The organism is Leptolyngbya sp. FACHB-261 (assembly GCF_014696065.1).
GTDB lineage: Bacteria > Cyanobacteriota > Cyanobacteriia > FACHB-261 > FACHB-261 > FACHB-261.
Map to the genome: position 1 here is coordinate 388,576 of NZ_JACJPL010000015.1, position 15,111 is coordinate 403,686.

Consider the following 15,111-nt stretch of genomic DNA (forward strand, 5'->3'; position numbering starts at 1 on the left):
GCTCAGAGACGGGCTAAAAACTTAACTAGACGAGCACTAGCCACCATCAATGATTGAGCATCACCTGCCTTTTCAATTGCTTGACGGATGGCTTTCATGTCCTGCACTTGCTGGGGAGAGCAGAGCTCTTCTTCTTCTAGTAGTTTGATGCGGACTTCTGAGAGCGCACTAAATGCCGCATCTCGCTCTGTTTTAAGCTTGGCCTTGCGATTAAAGTCTGCCTTTTTGTATCGAACGTCTATCTGGGCAACAGCTGCATAGGCCTCTTGCAGAACGGTCGTATCATTGTCATCCATGATCAATCACTCCTAAAGAATGAACACGTGGGGCAGAAACTGTTGAGGAACCGAGCAATTAGAAACCGAGCAATTAGAAACTGGATTAAGAGCGCTGAACTAGGAGCGTGAGGTCGGGCGGCGTGCCGGTGGGGGTGGAACAGTTATCTCTGGAATTGTGCCACTGACCAATGCCGTGCGATTGGCGACTACTGCACTGACTCGGCTTAAGGCAGTATTGGCAACTCCGCTCCAAACGGGGCTCTCTTGAATGGCATTGAGGACAGTTGCCGATCTCGCTCTGAGGCTGTTGTAATCCCGGCCTGTGATGCCAGCTACTGTGTTTAAAATTCCAGCAACGGCTGAATTGATATCGTTCAGGTTCAGCGTTTCGTAAGTATTGATCAACTGCGTCAGATCTTTACCTAATGTGGCAGTTTTCAAGCATTGAGCCATCGTGGTTTGCAACAACTCCTGCTCATCTGCTTTAACCTGCTTCCAACGATCCATTAAGACACCCGTTTGCTGCTCTAGTTCACGATTATTGGCTTGAAGTCGCTCAAGAGTTGCGCTGTTGTTCTGGCTTCTGGCTCGACGAATCTGGCGCTGATTCTTTTGATATTGCTCACGCAGAGCGTCGAGCTCAGTGACAATTGCACTGCGATACTGAATTAAAATAGGCGGATTTTTGTCGAGAGCGGCGGCAAAAGCGGCCATCTGTAGAGTTAGCATCTGCGCATGTTCTGCTGAACTTTTCACAGCTTCCGCAGCGACAAAACTACCACTCTCCAAATCATCAAAGATGCCGGCAAAGGTGCTGTATTGCGTTCGCAAGTCGTCCATAAACGCATTCCATTGAGCCTGCGACTGTGGGTTGAGAGCCACGGCATCCGGATCGAGCGCCAGTTCTACAATCTCTGGGTTCAGGCTCTCGTTGTAGTTCAAGACATTGCGGATGAAAGACTCTCGAACTTCCGATTCTGGACGGGGTGGCGGAGCTAGCTCACGCCGATGCATCTCCTCAATATCCTCAATCGCAGCGAGGGACTCAATCTTGAATTGAACGACTGCACCTTGAAGCGCTCTAGCCTTTTCTGGGGTACAGCCGCCTAGGGCTAAACTGCCGATCAGAAGTGTAGCCGTGAGTCGGAAACGATGTTGCGACCTACCTGAAACCGTCATCGTCCTCTGACCTTACCGGGAGCCAGCCCGATTCTGCATATTGTTAATGGTGTCTGTACAACAGATGCTACTCGTAAGTGGTCGTGCTTCCCGGACGCCACTCAGAAAGTATTTAGAAAGCTTGAACCCAATGCAAAAAACCAGCAGTTTTTAGCCTGCTGGCCCCACAATTTTTAATGATGAACACTCCTAGCCTACTCAAGCATTGGGCTCAAGCGGACCCAGATCCTAAACCAGTTCCTGACCCAGAGCTTAAACCAGTTCCTGAGTCAGCTTCTACAGGGCAATGCTGAGCGGCTCACTCTCGCAACAGGCCGTCACATGACAGATAGGGGCATACTAGTGAAAATCTCCACAGACCAATCAACCCAGCGGGTTCTCTTGCTCTTATCGGGCGCTAGGTTGTAGTTCCCTAGCTACCCCCAACAATTCACGGGACTGCTGCCTGACTTGCCCCATCATCGCTGCCTGCTGCAATGCCATGAAAGCTTCCAAGTCTCGGGAGTCGTACCTGGTTCTCAGAAGCAGCCGCAGCTGTTCTTCTGTTTCCACTGTTAGATAACCAGTGGCAAAAACCTGTTGCACAATTTCACGAATTGGAGTCATATCAAGTTACAGGTGTGGAATCAGATGGACTTCAGGCTGACGCTAACCCTGGCTTTTAACAGCGCTGGCATCCCATCAGGGGTGAGGCAACCAATAACAGATTACGGTTACTTCAACCCGATGACTTCGCCCGATTGGGTAATCCCTTAGGGTTAGTGGGAGGCAAAGTTATGGCTAGCTACAAACAGAAGAAATTGTCAATACCTTAGTGTCAGCTAAAGTTTTCGTAACACATTCCTGATCTAACCTAGGACCTGCTGTTTACTGTTTTCAGGCAGATCTTTGAATAGATTACGCATAAAGCACATCGCTATACGGCTCACCGCACAGGCTTGATGAGCTATAGCTAAGGCATAGCGTGGGTAAGCTAAACCAGGCAACAGCAATGCGAAGGCCGGTCAAATCAGGGTGAAACTCTATCAAGAGAAATACCTCGGCAGATAATTGACATCGAACTCGATAACAAGTTCTATGCTGTAAGCAAACTTAATTGTTAGCCTTGTGCCTAGGTGAATTTGCACCTCTGCCCAGGCAGTTTCTTTAAGTTTCGTGCAGTCGAATTGAGATCAGATTATGGCCCCAATCTCTCGTTCACCCCAACCCATAGAATCTGTTTATTATCCAGATGGCTTGGGAAATGAGCCAGAAGAACTACAGCAACTTCGAGCCAAACTGGATCAAGTGGGGGTTACGTTCACGATCCAATGGATGGATGTGGTTGAAGGAAAACTGCAGGAAACACAGCAGACCGTAAACTTTGAGGACTTGACTCTAGAGCATCAGGCAGAAGCGATGACGTTTGTTGCTGAGCTGGCTGATAAGTGGGATCAGCCGACGGTGGAGCACTCCGAACCTCAGGTAGAAACCTACTTTGTCGAGCGTCCTTGCTAACGCCTCTTAGAAGGAGTTGGTGTTTACGCGCTGCTTACGCTGCGACGATCTTCTCTTGCAACCAGCTCTCAAACAGCTCATTGAGTAACTGTTGCCGCATCGAGTCATCCAAGCTCGCTGACAGCATCCTTTCTAGCCGCACCACAATCCATTCGCCTAAACGCATGGGTGACCAGAGTTGACCTGGCTGGCTGGTAGCAAGAACCCGAGCCAGAGTTGGATGAAGGCTGACCAAATCCACTGGACCGACAAAGCCACCGGTTTGAGCTTCAGGTCCTTGAGAAAATTCTTGCGCCAATTCTGCAAACATCTGCTCTCCGGCCTGAATCCGAAAGTAAAGCTCTTGCGAAATATTCCAGTTTTGGCTACGGATTAGAGAGTAGATAGCTCGGTCGAACTGATCTTTGCGCTTGAGAAAGTAGGATTCCAGCGTATGCCCCCAGGTCACTCGCTTAAACTTCTCAATTCTGAGTTGCCGGGTTGCTAAATCTTGCAATTGCTCTGAATTTAGGGAATGACGGTCCAACCAGGCCCGCTGTTCTACTTCTGAAGCCAATTGCTTGTGACCATAAAACTGCTGACAGGCACTAGCAATTTCTTCGGGAGTACAAGCAATTGGCGCAATCGCCTGATCGATTAAAACTTCGCGCCGCAGTTGAGAAAGCATCTGATGTTTGACCCAGAGTAGCAACAATGTTTCAGGAGCAATTGCGTCGTCATTAAGTTGACAAACTGCTGTGCTATCCGCTTGAGCTGAGTGAGTTGTCATTGTGTTCCTTTTTAATTGTTTTTTACCAGCACTGATAAGCGCTGTTCTACGATTAGAGCAACGTCTTTTACCTTTTGTCAAAGCGTTAGGCTATCTGTAATCCGTCATGAAGGCGTGAATTAGAACCAAGCTTCAAGATCAATCCGCCTGGATGTGTGTCACTTTTGCTTTCTCTTTTAATGCCATCAATGTTGAGGAAATAGCGGACTGCAGTTTGTGATTTGGGAAATCCCGATCAGATGCGAAAACAATTAAGTGGGACACATCTTGCCAAACCCTTCGCCCAGGCACTGCAAATGCTGGGGCAGCAATCGAGCCAAATCGTACTGGGTCTGAATTGTTCTTCGGGCTTTCGCTCGCACTGAGGCCATGCGATTGGGATGATCCAGCGCTTCGTCTACTCGTTCAGCGATTGCTTGAGGCGAAAAGAAATCTACCAACAGGCCATTTTTACCGTCTTGAATGACTTCTTGGACTGGAGCAGTGCTAGAGCCAACCACCAGACAACCTGTTGCCATTGCCTCCAACATTGACCAGGACAACACAAACGGACGGGTGAGATAGATATGCGCCGAAGAAGCTTGCAGAACTTGAAGATACTGCTGGTAGGGTAGCGAGCCGGTGAAGTGTAGGCGGGATAGATCCAGAGGCAGTTTTTCCAGCATGAGCTGCTTATAAGTCTTTCCATCTGGCAAGGCTTTACCGTAGGCAACCCGGTCATCACCAACTACCACAACATGACAGTTAGGACGGCGCTGCTGAGTTAGAGCAGCTGCTTCCATAAACTGAGGAAAGCCTCGATAAGGTTCCATGCCCCTTGTGGCATAAGTGACAACTTCCTCGACATGGGACAAATCCAAACCTACCGAGGGCAGTACCAATTTTGCACCTGGATTCGGCTGAAAGAAGCTGGTATCAACCCCGTCATGCATCACTTTGATTTTGGACTGCAATTCGATAGGAAATTGCTGACGCTGCCATTGAGTAGGAGCCAACCCTGCATCACAACTGACCAGGTCTAATAGAATCGGAGCATTCTTTACTCGAATCCGGATTTCGTTGTCCGCATCTAAAGGATCGGTGGGGTCAAAATCAGCATCGGAGCCATGAGCGTGATAGAACCACTCGAAATAGCAGAGCAGTTTGGCTTGGGGAAAAATGTCTTTAATAAATAAGGTTGGTCCCCAACCGGAGTGACCAAAGACAACATCAGGGACGAAGCCTTGAGCCTTCAATTTTTGCGCCATTCGATACACAGCCTGCCCCTGCAAAACGGCCCCCTCAAGCGGACGCACATAGTGGTGAGTCTCTGGGTGCACGGCACGGGATTCCTGGTAGAGCACTTTGTGAACACCAGGAAGGCTGCCTTCCCGCCGAGTGGTGCCAAACACAACCTGATTGTTGGGATCTTTGGCGAGTGCCGTCGCAATGTGGCGGAACTGGGCGGGAAAGTTGGAGTGCAAGAAGAGAATGCGCATGGGACTCGTCCAGGGGGTAAAGGATGGAGCCTGTTAGAGCCCTGCGGTGGCTTAGATACAGGCTCTTCGCTCAATATCTTTTAGATTAAAGACTAATCGGGAAGAACTAGAGAAGTTCAACGTCAGCCAAGAAGAAACTTGGAGCGTCCCTAAAAACACAGGCAACGACTATTAAGCCAGCACTGTGGCAAACGCTCACACTATAAAGTAGGGACGCATGTTGTGCGCCCCTACCCTACTCAAACTAGCGAGGCGCTATCAGCCCCTTACTAGGCTCACTCACTGAGAAGCGCGGGGAGAGCTACTGAGCTTCTTCTCACAAGTGCGCAGCCAGCGAAGAGAGGCCTGGAGGGAAGGCTGTTGCAAGAATTAGCTTGAGTAGATCTAAGAAATACCGGTTCAGATCCAGCAAACGCTTGAGCGAATTCAAGCAATGCTTGTCCCAATCCAAGAAACGCTTACGTGAATTCACGAAACACTTCAGCCAAACTTATGAATGAATGCTCAGTGCCAAGGCAGGCTTAAGCAAATGCAAAGAAGACCTGGAGAAAAGCCTCCGAGTCTATCAGCATTCCTTTCCCTCTAATTGCTGTATCTTACGGAAAGGCTCCGCTATCCGTTTGGAGCCATCCGCTTGGAGCAAGATGTTGTTACTTAAGCCCTGCCATACAGTCTCGCCCCCTCCTGCCTATCTCCACTAGGGCAGGATCATTGAAGGTTTTTGAGGTCTCTGAGTGGACCTCTGCTTTGAGTTGAACTCATGGACTAAGCCATCCTGCCCTCACGCTCGCATGACCCGCTAACTTTGTGAGGCAAGGATAGGCTTTCATGAAAACGCAAATTGAAGTCCAGGCGCAAGTGCGTCTGGGCCTACGGTTGATCGTGCTTGCTACCACTTTGTGGGGCACGGTCGGGGTGGTTGTCCAAGCAATTTACCAGTTGAGTGCAGCTAATCCCCTGTCGGTTGCCTTTTTCCGGTTGGCCCTTGCAGTACCCGTCTTGGCCCTGGTCTGCTGGCTCGTCCTGGGCCGAAGTATGTTCCAGATAGCTCGGCGGCATCTAATGCTGATGTTGCTAATCGGCATCATGATGGCGCTCTCCCAGTCCTGTTATTTTGCAGCGATTGCTCAGATTGGGGTCGCGGCAGCAACGCTGATTACCCTCTGCACTGCGCCCGTCTGGGTCGCCCTGCTTGCGTCCGCCCTGCTACATGAGCGGTTATCGCGCGGTGTGCTTCTGACGGCAGGCCTAGCAGTTATCGGCACAGCTCTCTTAGTTGGAATCGAGCCTCAAGCCGTGACTGCACAAGCGAATCCGGCCCTCGGGGTACTACTCGCGCTCGGCTCAGGACTGACCTACGCCCTGGTCGTCCTGACTAGCCGGGCCTTGGCTGGGCGATATCATCCACTGCAATCGCTGACAGTGAGCATCGGTGTAGGGGCAGCGACTTTGCTGCTCTTCACGCTGGCGACCACTGGCTTGGTTATCCAGTATTCGCCTCTTGGCTGGACGCTCTTGCTGTATTTGGGCCTGGTACCTACAGCCTTGGCTTACCTGCTGTATTTCAGTGGCATCTGCCATACGACAGCGACGGTTGCCAGCATTGCTGCCTTACTAGAGCCCTTAACGGCAACGCTGCTTGCCAGTTGGTTGCTAGGTGAGCAGTTGGGCTCGCTTGGGCTACTAGGATCTGTCCTATTACTGAGTGCGATTGGACTGCTGTACCTGGAGAGTTGGCAGCGCGGGCAGCAAGATTCTGCCTAATTGCTTTTTGTAAGGGCAATCAATAGCTGGGTAGAAAGGCAGTAGTTCGCTTTTCTACCCTTTTTACTGGGCTTGCTCCAGCAGACATTTCAGTTCTGCAACTTTTTTGCTCCCTACGAAACATCCAATTCGTCAAGAGATTTAAGGTTTTAAAGTTGCTCTAGGTTGAGGCTATATCGGAGTTTTGTAACGCGGGTTGTCCATAGAAATAAGTGTAGGTTTAACGAGCAGAAAGGTGCTCCAACCAGCAAAAAACTTCTGCCTCAGATTCTAGAGTAGTAGTTCGTCCAGTCGCCGGATCATAGACGTACCATTGGGACTTTTTCTTAGAACCCGAACTCTGCCAGATATGAGGCGTGGGCCTTCTTCTCAAAGCTCCAGTCAGAGTTCGACCAACATTGCTGAGCCACAATGGTAGCTTTAATTGAGCGACTTGAGGCTCCGGAACTGAATTAGGAATCAGTTCTAACTCTTTGTAGATTGTCCACTTAGTTTTCATCAGAGGTAATCCCTTCAGGGTGAACAGAATTTAAGGTTTTTAGAGAGACATGATTTAACAATCTAATCGTCTTCTAAACAGCTTGTGTTTCCTAGGCAGAAACAAAAACTAGCGCGAGGAAAGTTGATCCAACCAGAGAAAGACTTTAGTCTCGGTTTCTAAATAATTAGTCTGTTCTGTGATTGGATCGTGAGCATTCCACCAAAACTGACCGACCCGGTCTACTAATCCCTTAATCTGTGGTTCATCGCATTTGGGCTGGACGAGTAAACGAAAGCTGCCAGATTTCACTGAGCCATACGGTAAAGCTCCGGCGTGCAGATTGAGGTTCTGGCACTGAATCGGGAATTAATTCTAGTTCTTTATAAATCATCCACTTGGTTTTCATGAGAGGTACTCCTTTTCAGAAAGTTGACATTCAAGATTGCTCTTCACACACAGAACATCAAACTTCAACAAATAGCCCAACGTGCGATACAGAGAAGTTTGACTGGCAGGCTCTGTGCCGCCATAACGCTGTAGAATCTCCTCTACGGTTAGAGAGCCCAAATTAGTAATGGCAGTCAACACTTGATCAATAACGGCATTGGAGGAGCGCTTGCTAGAGCCGAAATTGGTCATCCAGGTTGTACGCAGCAGCTGCAACTTCTCCGGCGTTGCCATCGCCCCTAAGTGCAAAACCTGCGCTGGCTTTAAGCTCTGAGTGGGATAATGGGCTAGCAGTTGGCAGGGGTCATCGCAGAGAGGATTGGCCGGCATACCTGGAGCGCACGGGGCCGTAGAAGAGGCGGCGGCTCGCAGTTCGGCTAGCTCTTGCCAGAAGTTTTCGTAGGCCGCAATCACCACTCGCCAGTCATAAACTTCACGGGCCCGTTGACGACCATTAGCTCCTAAACGCTGACGCAGTTCCGGTTGGGTAAACAGAGTTGCTAAAGCCTGAGCACAAGCATCAATATCCACAGCAGTCATCATGCTGGCGTGACCGACATAGGTACTGTAATTCAGGCTGTCATCGTGGTAACCGACAGCCAGATCCAAACCACAACCAGCCGGTGGCATTAGGGTGGGAATCCGGAAGCCATCAACCTCGTGGCGCACCGTATCCTGGTAACCATCCCAACCTGCGACCACCACCGGCAAACCAGCCGCCATTGCTTCAACAGGTGTCAGGCCGAAAGTTTCCTGAATGTTGTCAGCCAGGGAGATAAAAATATCTGCAACCGACCAGATCCCTTGACGAATTTGCGGTTGCCGACCATCGACAAAAATTGGCTCCATCCGTAATACATCGGTCCGAGCCAGTGACCCTAGCCTCAGCCGGAACGGTCACCAAGCATCCGGTTGCTGCTCGCAAGTGACTCGTGCTAGTCACATGATCAGCGTGGATATGAGTTTATAAACAACAGCGGAGAGTAAGGTCTAATTCCTGAAGGAGCTGGCGGTCACGCTCAATCTGTTCCAGAACCGGGTCTACCAGAACAGCCGCTTTGGTTGCCAAATCAGCGGCCAGGTAAGTATAGGTACAAGACTCCGAATCGAACAACTGGCGGAATAGCACGAAGTTCCGGATCTCCTAGAAATATAGACAAGTCAGAGACTGAAGTTGTTTTTGAAGTTGTTTTTACTAGACGAACTTTTACCAAGCAAAATAGAGCTGTGTTGCTCCGAAACAGGTCTGAGTTTGGAACTCTGGTCTTGGGAACGCGTGAGGCTGAACCCAACTAGAAAGAGTCTAGAGTCCAGCTCTATTAGTCTTAGCATCAACGGTCCAGTAGCTATGCACCGTAGTGATGATGGTCGATCCAGCGCCTAACTTCCATTTCACAATCAAGGCGAGCAGAGCGGCCTGATACCGGGTCATAGATGTCCCACCAGGTATCACCCGTACTATTGGAACTCTGACAAATTTGCAGTTCAAATGTACGCGCAAGCTTGGTTAGGAAGGATTGCCATACGGTGCTTAGGTATGACCGAAAAATAAACTTATTAGTAGATTTCATTTTAGTAAGCGGTGTAAGAATAAGCTCTGCCCTGTAACCCCTTGCGAGCTAGCTTGGCGTTTCGAGTCTGATTGGCTTGATTCTCCTGCCCATCAGCCCCAGCCAATTTAGTTTCCTGTAAAACTGGTTCAGCTAGGGGAGTTGTTAGCTCTGCTTGTTTCAACAGGGAAAGGCTGACGAAGATTTCCAGTATGGCAATTAGCCGGATAAGGTGGTTGCAGGCTCTACGATGAATGATCATGATGACCTTAGAATGGCTTTAGATTGAGATTTTTTACAATGAGGTGTCCAGAGGGATTTAGATAGAGGGCTGTCCCAGAGGCTTGAACTTCTAGCTCAAAGCCGGTGAACTAGGTTCTGTAGCTTTAATATTGTCAAACGGATTGCTGAAAGGTTAGAGCGGCACCACCAGATGTTAGTTTTAGTCCACAGACTTCTAGCCGAGTTAGTTGTTTGCTGAGCCTGTGCTCAGAAATGCCCAATGTTCGAGCGATGTCAGTGAACAGAATTGCATATCCCCACGCGGTGCCGGTACCAATCGCTTCATAGGCAAGGTCCTGCCATACCTCAAATATTTTCTGAATGAAGGCTGACCTTGATTCGAGGCTAGGGCTAGATTTTAGCAATCGCTGGCTAACTACAGCACCCATAAGGCTCTGCTTATAAAGAGAATCAACATCCGTGTAGTGGAGTAAGTTACTGGGAACACCAGCATAGTTGTAGACTATCATTGTGTTTTCCCTAGAACGGTTTAGTAAGTGAATTAGCCTTAATTCTGCTTGGGAACCAAGCTCAGAAAGTTGTTAGTCTTCAATCAGAAGCCATTTGCAAACTAATTGGCCATCGACCAGAATCCACTTAGCAACCAGACCAGGTTTCTTGAACTGTTGCTGGAGCAAGGTTAGGTTATCAGTTTGAATTTGAAGGGTTTGAACTGCTGAAGGACGCATGGTTTAACTCCGAGTCGGAACTTAATAAATTGGCCACAGAGCCATGCACCTTTCAGATTTAGAAAGTGAAAACATCTGCTCGTTGAGCGGTTGCTTCAAGTTAATCTTCGGGTTTTTGGTGCAGGCTCTCAGCGCGATGTCTTTGAGGTTAGGGAGCAGTCTTCTCGATTGCTCTTTGTAGGTATAGAGGGACAGGTCCAGCCAGTTATGCCAATCATGCTGGTGATTCTGGTCACAGCGAGAGGAACTAGAAAACTCACTTTCCTTAACAAATCTTTTTCTGCAAAGCTAGCTCTAAAGCATCACGACCCAAAGCAGCATGGCGGCAAAATTTGGGCTGAGAGTATTTTGGGTCAGGGCAGTACGTTTTTTATCCTGCTGCCTTTATAGCCTGGTTATAGCTTTGGAGCTGATCCTAATCCAGCTAATACTGTGGTGACCTCATCAGCCAATTTCAAGGGACGAAAGGGCTTGGCGAAGACAGCAACAACATCCAGTTCAGCAAAGCTTTTGCGATCCGAAGATTGGACCTTAGCAGTTACCAAAATGGCCGGGATTTGATTGGTTGTGGAATTTACTTTTAAACGTTGAAGAACAGCGCGTCCGTCCATATCGGGCATCATCATATCTAGCAAAATAACGTCTGGTTGGCTTCAGCTATGACTAAAGCTTCCTGACCAGAACTGGCGGTTAGAACTTGCTATCCAGCGCCCATTTCCAGTCCCATCTGGGCGATTGTTCACACATCTTCCTCGTCATCTACGATCAATACGCACTTACTCATTGCAATTTCTCCAGTAGTTAAAAAACGTTCGGTTAAAAGACGTTGAGGCAGCCAGAATTGAAGCAGTCAGAATTGAGGCAAGCAGTTCTGCCTAGCTATCTGGCATTGACTGAAACGGAGGAGCTACATCATGAAAGCGCCTGTAGTCGATGGACCGTCTCCCATCCGCCATCTTGAGCGCAGTCACTCATCTAAGTCGCTCGCGCGGGGCATGAGCTGGCAACCAGCAATACGCCAACCGCCATTGATCTGCTTCTGCATTAAGTAGAGTGCCATCACTAATTTACCTTCCGCACTCAATAGCAAAACCTGCTGGGTTGGAAATCCCTGCATCAGGGTTAGGTCTTCAAACAGAACGGATCGAGGCCGATAAACTGGCTGATAAGCTGTTTTGACCATCCGAATAAAATTGCCGGGTGTTCGAAATTGATCTTGAATCTCTGGACTGGCAAAAGCAAAGGCCGCTGCTGAATCGTCTCGACCAAAGGCTTCTAGCTGCCCCTGGATCACGGAGCGAATAGCAGCTCGATCAGCATCAGTAATTGGCATCTACTGCTCAAACCTCCTCGGCGATGTAGGCATTAACTTCGTTCTCCACTAACATTTCTGGAGTTGGACCTAATCGAGCCCCTAATGAGGGGCCAGCTAGAGATTGCCAAGGAGTTCCAGTTGGTATTGTCTGTCTCTGCATACTGTTGACCTCAATGCCTACCGGGTTACAGTGCTTACTGGCAAAATTGCTCTTGTTCACTGATCTGGTCTAGAAGTTTGGTTGATCACCTGCCGAAGAGGCCTCTCGAAAAGTCACTATCGATGCCCCCCTGCCTGACCTGTCTCGATGCTTTGCTAGGGCCTCAATAAGGCCAGCGTTTTAACCTACAATCCTAGCTATCTCTTCAGCAGCCTCTAAATTGGCATGATCCCATGAATGAGCAACCCCGTGCCAGACGCAGCAATCCTACCAAAGCTGATTTAGAAGTCATGCTGGCCGAGTTGAAAGATGAGTTGGAAGAGGCGCACCAAAAGGAAGCCAAGCTTCAGGCACAAGTGGTGGAGCTAGAGACCGGCTTACAGCAGCATAAAGATCTGCTTGAACAAGCGACCCAGATGATTGCACAGCTCTCGGAAGCCAATGAGGCAATTACGCAAGAGGTCGAGGCGTTGCGGCAAGGGAATGAAGAACTCAAGGCCTCCCAACAGCTAGCACCCGCAACTCCAGCACTGCCCAAAACACAACCCGGTCGGTTTCCAGAGGGAGTGTTTGGTTGGGTAGATTGATCCTCCCCCAAGGTTCTGCCTGCAAGATTCGCCTACAAGAGCGTAAGTACGCCTCAAAGCCAAGGGGGCCGCTGAATATTTGGACGTCTTGATACAAATGTTCTATAGTTCAAAAGAACCTGGAAGCTTTCCCTCTTCCCTGCGCGATTACATCGCTCAGTTACTGGACGCACTATGGAATCTCTGACTGGACCCCAGCGGCAACTTCTAGAGTGGCTCTCTGACTACGTAAACCAAAACCGTCATTCGCCCTCAATCCGCCAGATGATGAAAGCAATGGGGCTCAAGTCTCCGGCCCCAGTACAGAGGCGTCTGGAGCATCTGCGAGATAAGGGCTATATAGCTTGGGAAGAAGGCCGTGCCCGCACTATCCGGTTGCTGCGCTCCACAGCCACTGAAGGTTTACCGATCAAAGGGGCAATTGTCGCAGGGGGGCCTGTTGAGCCCTTCCATGATCTGGGCGATGTTGAGCATCTCAATTTCTCAGATTTGATGATTCAGCCCGATTGTTATGCTCTGCGTGTAGTCGGGGACAGCATGATCGAAGACTTGATCGCCGAGGGCGATGTCGTAGTGCTGCGTCCCACCACAGAACCTGATCAATTACGCAACGGCACGATTGTGGCTGCTTTCGTGGAAGGCTATGGCACAACACTCAAGCGTTTCCGTCGCCAAGGCGCACAGATCACGCTCGAACCGGCTAACCCCAAATATAAACCCATTGTTGCGTCTGCTGAACAGGTGCAGGTGCAGGGCGTGGTTGTAGGCGTCTGGCGCGGTTATGGTCAGTAAGCTTTGGGGCCAGAACTAGGGAAGCCAACCCTTGCAGTCTCTACAGTAAGGTGATGACGGCAACACCCACAACCATAATTGACGCTCCAGCAAGTCTTGCCTGAAGGCCAGGCTCTTCAAAGAATAAGTGCCCCCAAAGCACACTGAACAGAACGCTGGTGCGCTTGATCGCAATGACGTGAGCGACCAAAGTTAAGCTGATCGCAGTCATTTGGCAAACGGCAGCTAAAGCATCAAACAGCCCGATTGGCAGTAGGGCTTTCAGATTCTGCGAAATTTGTTGGAGGCTGCCTTTGGATCGGTAAAAGATGATGGGCAGCATGACCAGAGCGATCAAGCTATTACTGGCAATCAACCAGAAAACAGCGTTAGAACTCTGCACACCAATCTTGTCAAAATTTGAGGTAATGCTCCAAATAAAGGCGACAAGCAACACCAACCGTGCGCCCTTTTCTTGCCATAGGGCCTGGAACGGTGCCCAGTAAGCCCAGCGGTTTTCTTGGCGGTTAGTTTTCAGGTTGAGCACATAAGAGCCAACCACAATTAATAGGATACCGATCAGATCGATCCAGGTTGGAAACTCACCGACGATCAGGGGTGAAGTCACCAAGAGAAAGAGAGGTGTGAAAGCAACCATTGGAACGGCCAGAGACAGATCCGAGTTCTTAATCGCTTTGATATAGAGCAGAAAGGCAACAACATTCAGCCCCCCGCTCACTAGAAGCGCAACCCAGAACGAGGGTTGCAGGGTGGGGATGCCTGAGAAAGGCAATAATAAACTCAAGAAAGGCAGCGTAAAAAACTTGAGAGACCAGACAAGAATATATTCATCAACATCTCTCAAGCCTTTCTTACTAAAGGCATCCCTCAGTGATTCTAGAACTGCTGTAAGCGAGGCCAGAACGAACCAGACCATCAGAATCGCTAGCCATTAACAAAAGCAATTGATTCCCTCAGGCCCACCATTCGAGCCTAAGCTAACGACCAATAACAACCCCCCAGAAATAATCCTCAAAGGGACCTTCATCAATATCAACATGCAGCCTCTGTGCCCAGGAATAGACATCAAAGCTGACATGCCCACTATCGTGCTGCAAAAACTTACCTGGTTGAATCGATAGGTTACCGAGTAAAGTGACCCAATGATTGGGCACGGCTAATAGGGGTGGCTTGTCGCTTAGCAATCCCTCCGCTGTAATTAAGGCAAAGGCTACACCCCCTTCAGCCATCGCGGCCTCAGCCTCACGCATAGCGGCAAACTCACCATAGATATAGGTGTGTTCATACTTAACATGGGTATACCCAAGCACTTCCCGCACCCAACCTTTCATCTCCCAAGACTTAGTCATACCACCGAGATTGCGGATGATATCAGGAGCATCGGGCTCAACTGGAAAAATTAGATTTTCGGATTCGCGCAGGGTTGCCAGAACCAACCAATCGGCTTGACCCATGCGCAACCGGCCTTGGCTCTGACGCAGTCGCTCAGAAGCTTCGATTAGTCGCGATTTGGCTTGAAAAACCCCCCTCTCAAACAGACTCCGGCAAATCTCAACGTAACGCAGAGGCTGCTTGCGAATGAGTTCGAATAGAACCGAGGCTGGGCCACAGAAGGGCTGACCCCCTTGGTTGAGCAGAAAGGGATCTCTGACCCGAGATCGAATCTCAGCTACCAAGGTTGGTTTGCTGAGACCTGGCCAAACTCCTGGTGCCAGAGAGCGCTCAAAATCGTCAATCGCCTGCTGAGCCTGTTGTTGAGCTGCCCCACTGTGAGAACTGGTCGTAGCCATCTGCTACCTCCTGAGCTTTTGGCTCATGGTGGCAAATTTCTCAGGTTCTGGTC

The 15,111-nt window shown here is 49.5% G+C and carries 20 protein-coding genes; 4 read left to right on the forward strand and 16 right to left on the reverse strand.

Features of this window, described 5'->3' with window-relative positions; all coding sequences use genetic code 11:
• Nucleotides 1-2: 2 nt before the first annotated feature.
• The 3 genes from H6F94_RS07975 to H6F94_RS07985 all read right to left on the reverse strand — a co-directional run bounded on the left by H6F94_RS07975 (nucleotide 3) and on the right by H6F94_RS07985 (nucleotide 2,063).
• A complete protein-coding gene (locus H6F94_RS07975) occupies nucleotides 3-296 on the reverse strand; it encodes a hypothetical protein (protein WP_190801679.1) in 294 nt (97 codons plus the stop codon).
• A gap of 99 nt (nucleotides 297-395) precedes the next feature.
• Nucleotides 396-1,457, reverse strand: coding sequence for a hypothetical protein (locus H6F94_RS07980; protein ID WP_190801680.1), 1,062 nt, complete (start codon nucleotides 1,455-1,457; stop codon nucleotides 396-398).
• A 387-nt stretch (nucleotides 1,458-1,844) separates the two neighbouring features.
• Complete coding sequence (locus H6F94_RS07985; protein ID WP_190801681.1) at nucleotides 1,845-2,063, reverse strand: hypothetical protein; 219 nt, start codon at nucleotides 2,061-2,063, stop codon at nucleotides 1,845-1,847.
• A gap of 573 nt (nucleotides 2,064-2,636) precedes the next feature.
• On the opposite strand from H6F94_RS07985, the gene H6F94_RS07990 reads away from it, so the two are divergent.
• Entirely contained in the window at nucleotides 2,637-2,954 is a 318-nt protein-coding gene (locus H6F94_RS07990) for a hypothetical protein (protein WP_190801682.1), read from the forward strand.
• 34 nt (nucleotides 2,955-2,988) lie between these two features.
• On the opposite strand, the gene H6F94_RS07995 is transcribed toward H6F94_RS07990, so the two are convergent.
• Together H6F94_RS07995 and H6F94_RS08000 are read right to left on the reverse strand one after the other, a co-directional pair.
• Nucleotides 2,989-3,723 carry a peptidylprolyl isomerase gene (locus H6F94_RS07995; RefSeq protein WP_190801683.1) on the reverse strand — a complete coding sequence of 245 codons (735 nt, stop codon included), beginning with the start codon at nucleotides 3,721-3,723 and terminating at the stop codon, nucleotides 2,989-2,991.
• Between the two features lie 251 nt (nucleotides 3,724-3,974).
• A complete protein-coding gene (locus H6F94_RS08000) occupies nucleotides 3,975-5,201 on the reverse strand; it encodes a glycosyltransferase family 4 protein (RefSeq protein ID WP_190801684.1) in 1,227 nt (408 codons plus the stop codon).
• An 828-nt stretch (nucleotides 5,202-6,029) separates the two neighbouring features.
• Here H6F94_RS08000 and H6F94_RS08005 point away from each other — a divergent pair.
• Nucleotides 6,030-6,965 carry a DMT family transporter gene (locus H6F94_RS08005; protein ID WP_190801685.1) on the forward strand — a complete coding sequence of 312 codons (936 nt, stop codon included), beginning with the start codon at nucleotides 6,030-6,032 and terminating at the stop codon, nucleotides 6,963-6,965.
• Between the two features lie 743 nt (nucleotides 6,966-7,708).
• On the opposite strand, the gene H6F94_RS08010 is transcribed toward H6F94_RS08005, so the two are convergent.
• The 9 genes from H6F94_RS08010 to H6F94_RS32880 all read right to left on the reverse strand — a co-directional run bounded on the left by H6F94_RS08010 (nucleotide 7,709) and on the right by H6F94_RS32880 (nucleotide 11,889).
• On the reverse strand, nucleotides 7,709-7,852 hold the full coding sequence (locus H6F94_RS08010; protein ID WP_190801686.1) for a hypothetical protein: 144 nt from the start codon (nucleotides 7,850-7,852) through the stop codon (nucleotides 7,709-7,711).
• Nucleotides 7,849-8,742, reverse strand: a complete 894-nt coding sequence (locus H6F94_RS08015) for a glycosyltransferase (protein WP_190801687.1) — start codon at nucleotides 8,740-8,742, stop codon at nucleotides 7,849-7,851. Before H6F94_RS08015 ends, H6F94_RS08010 begins: the two co-directional genes overlap by 4 nt.
• A 454-nt stretch (nucleotides 8,743-9,196) precedes the next feature.
• Nucleotides 9,197-9,325 (reverse strand): hypothetical protein, encoded by a 129-nt coding sequence (locus H6F94_RS32875; RefSeq protein WP_277878021.1) that lies wholly within the window; start codon nucleotides 9,323-9,325, stop codon nucleotides 9,197-9,199.
• Nucleotides 9,326-9,465: 140 nt separating this feature from the next.
• Nucleotides 9,466-9,705: a hypothetical protein gene (locus tag H6F94_RS08020; protein WP_190801688.1), complete on the reverse strand. Its 240-nt coding sequence runs from the start codon at nucleotides 9,703-9,705 to the stop codon at nucleotides 9,466-9,468.
• A 133-nt stretch (nucleotides 9,706-9,838) separates the two neighbouring features.
• On the reverse strand, nucleotides 9,839-10,195 hold the full coding sequence (locus H6F94_RS08025; protein ID WP_190801689.1) for a hypothetical protein: 357 nt from the start codon (nucleotides 10,193-10,195) through the stop codon (nucleotides 9,839-9,841).
• A gap of 72 nt (nucleotides 10,196-10,267) precedes the next feature.
• A complete protein-coding gene (locus tag H6F94_RS08030; RefSeq protein ID WP_190801690.1) occupies nucleotides 10,268-10,414 on the reverse strand; it encodes a hypothetical protein in 147 nt (48 codons plus the stop codon).
• A gap of 395 nt (nucleotides 10,415-10,809) precedes the next feature.
• A complete protein-coding gene (locus tag H6F94_RS32185) occupies nucleotides 10,810-11,040 on the reverse strand; it encodes a response regulator (protein ID WP_242041043.1) in 231 nt (76 codons plus the stop codon).
• 341 nt (nucleotides 11,041-11,381) lie between these two features.
• Nucleotides 11,382-11,747 carry a DUF4864 domain-containing protein gene (locus H6F94_RS08040; protein ID WP_190801691.1) on the reverse strand — a complete coding sequence of 122 codons (366 nt, stop codon included), beginning with the start codon at nucleotides 11,745-11,747 and terminating at the stop codon, nucleotides 11,382-11,384.
• A gap of 7 nt (nucleotides 11,748-11,754) precedes the next feature.
• On the reverse strand, nucleotides 11,755-11,889 hold the full coding sequence (locus H6F94_RS32880) for a hypothetical protein (RefSeq protein WP_277878022.1): 135 nt from the start codon (nucleotides 11,887-11,889) through the stop codon (nucleotides 11,755-11,757).
• Between the two features lie 233 nt (nucleotides 11,890-12,122).
• Between H6F94_RS32880 and H6F94_RS08045 the strand changes: the two genes are divergently transcribed.
• Nucleotides 12,123-12,476 carry a hypothetical protein gene (locus H6F94_RS08045; protein ID WP_190801692.1) on the forward strand — a complete coding sequence of 118 codons (354 nt, stop codon included), beginning with the start codon at nucleotides 12,123-12,125 and terminating at the stop codon, nucleotides 12,474-12,476.
• Between the two features lie 174 nt (nucleotides 12,477-12,650).
• A complete protein-coding gene (gene lexA / locus H6F94_RS08050) occupies nucleotides 12,651-13,268 on the forward strand; it encodes a transcriptional repressor LexA (RefSeq protein ID WP_190801693.1) in 618 nt (205 codons plus the stop codon).
• A 40-nt stretch (nucleotides 13,269-13,308) separates the two neighbouring features.
• Here lexA and H6F94_RS08055 read toward each other — a convergent pair whose 3' ends face one another.
• Entirely contained in the window at nucleotides 13,309-14,184 is an 876-nt protein-coding gene (locus H6F94_RS08055; protein WP_190801694.1) for an EamA family transporter, read from the reverse strand.
• A 61-nt stretch (nucleotides 14,185-14,245) separates the two neighbouring features.
• Complete coding sequence (locus H6F94_RS08060; protein WP_190801695.1) at nucleotides 14,246-15,058, reverse strand: hypothetical protein; 813 nt, start codon at nucleotides 15,056-15,058, stop codon at nucleotides 14,246-14,248.
• Nucleotides 15,059-15,111: the final 53 nt, after the last annotated feature.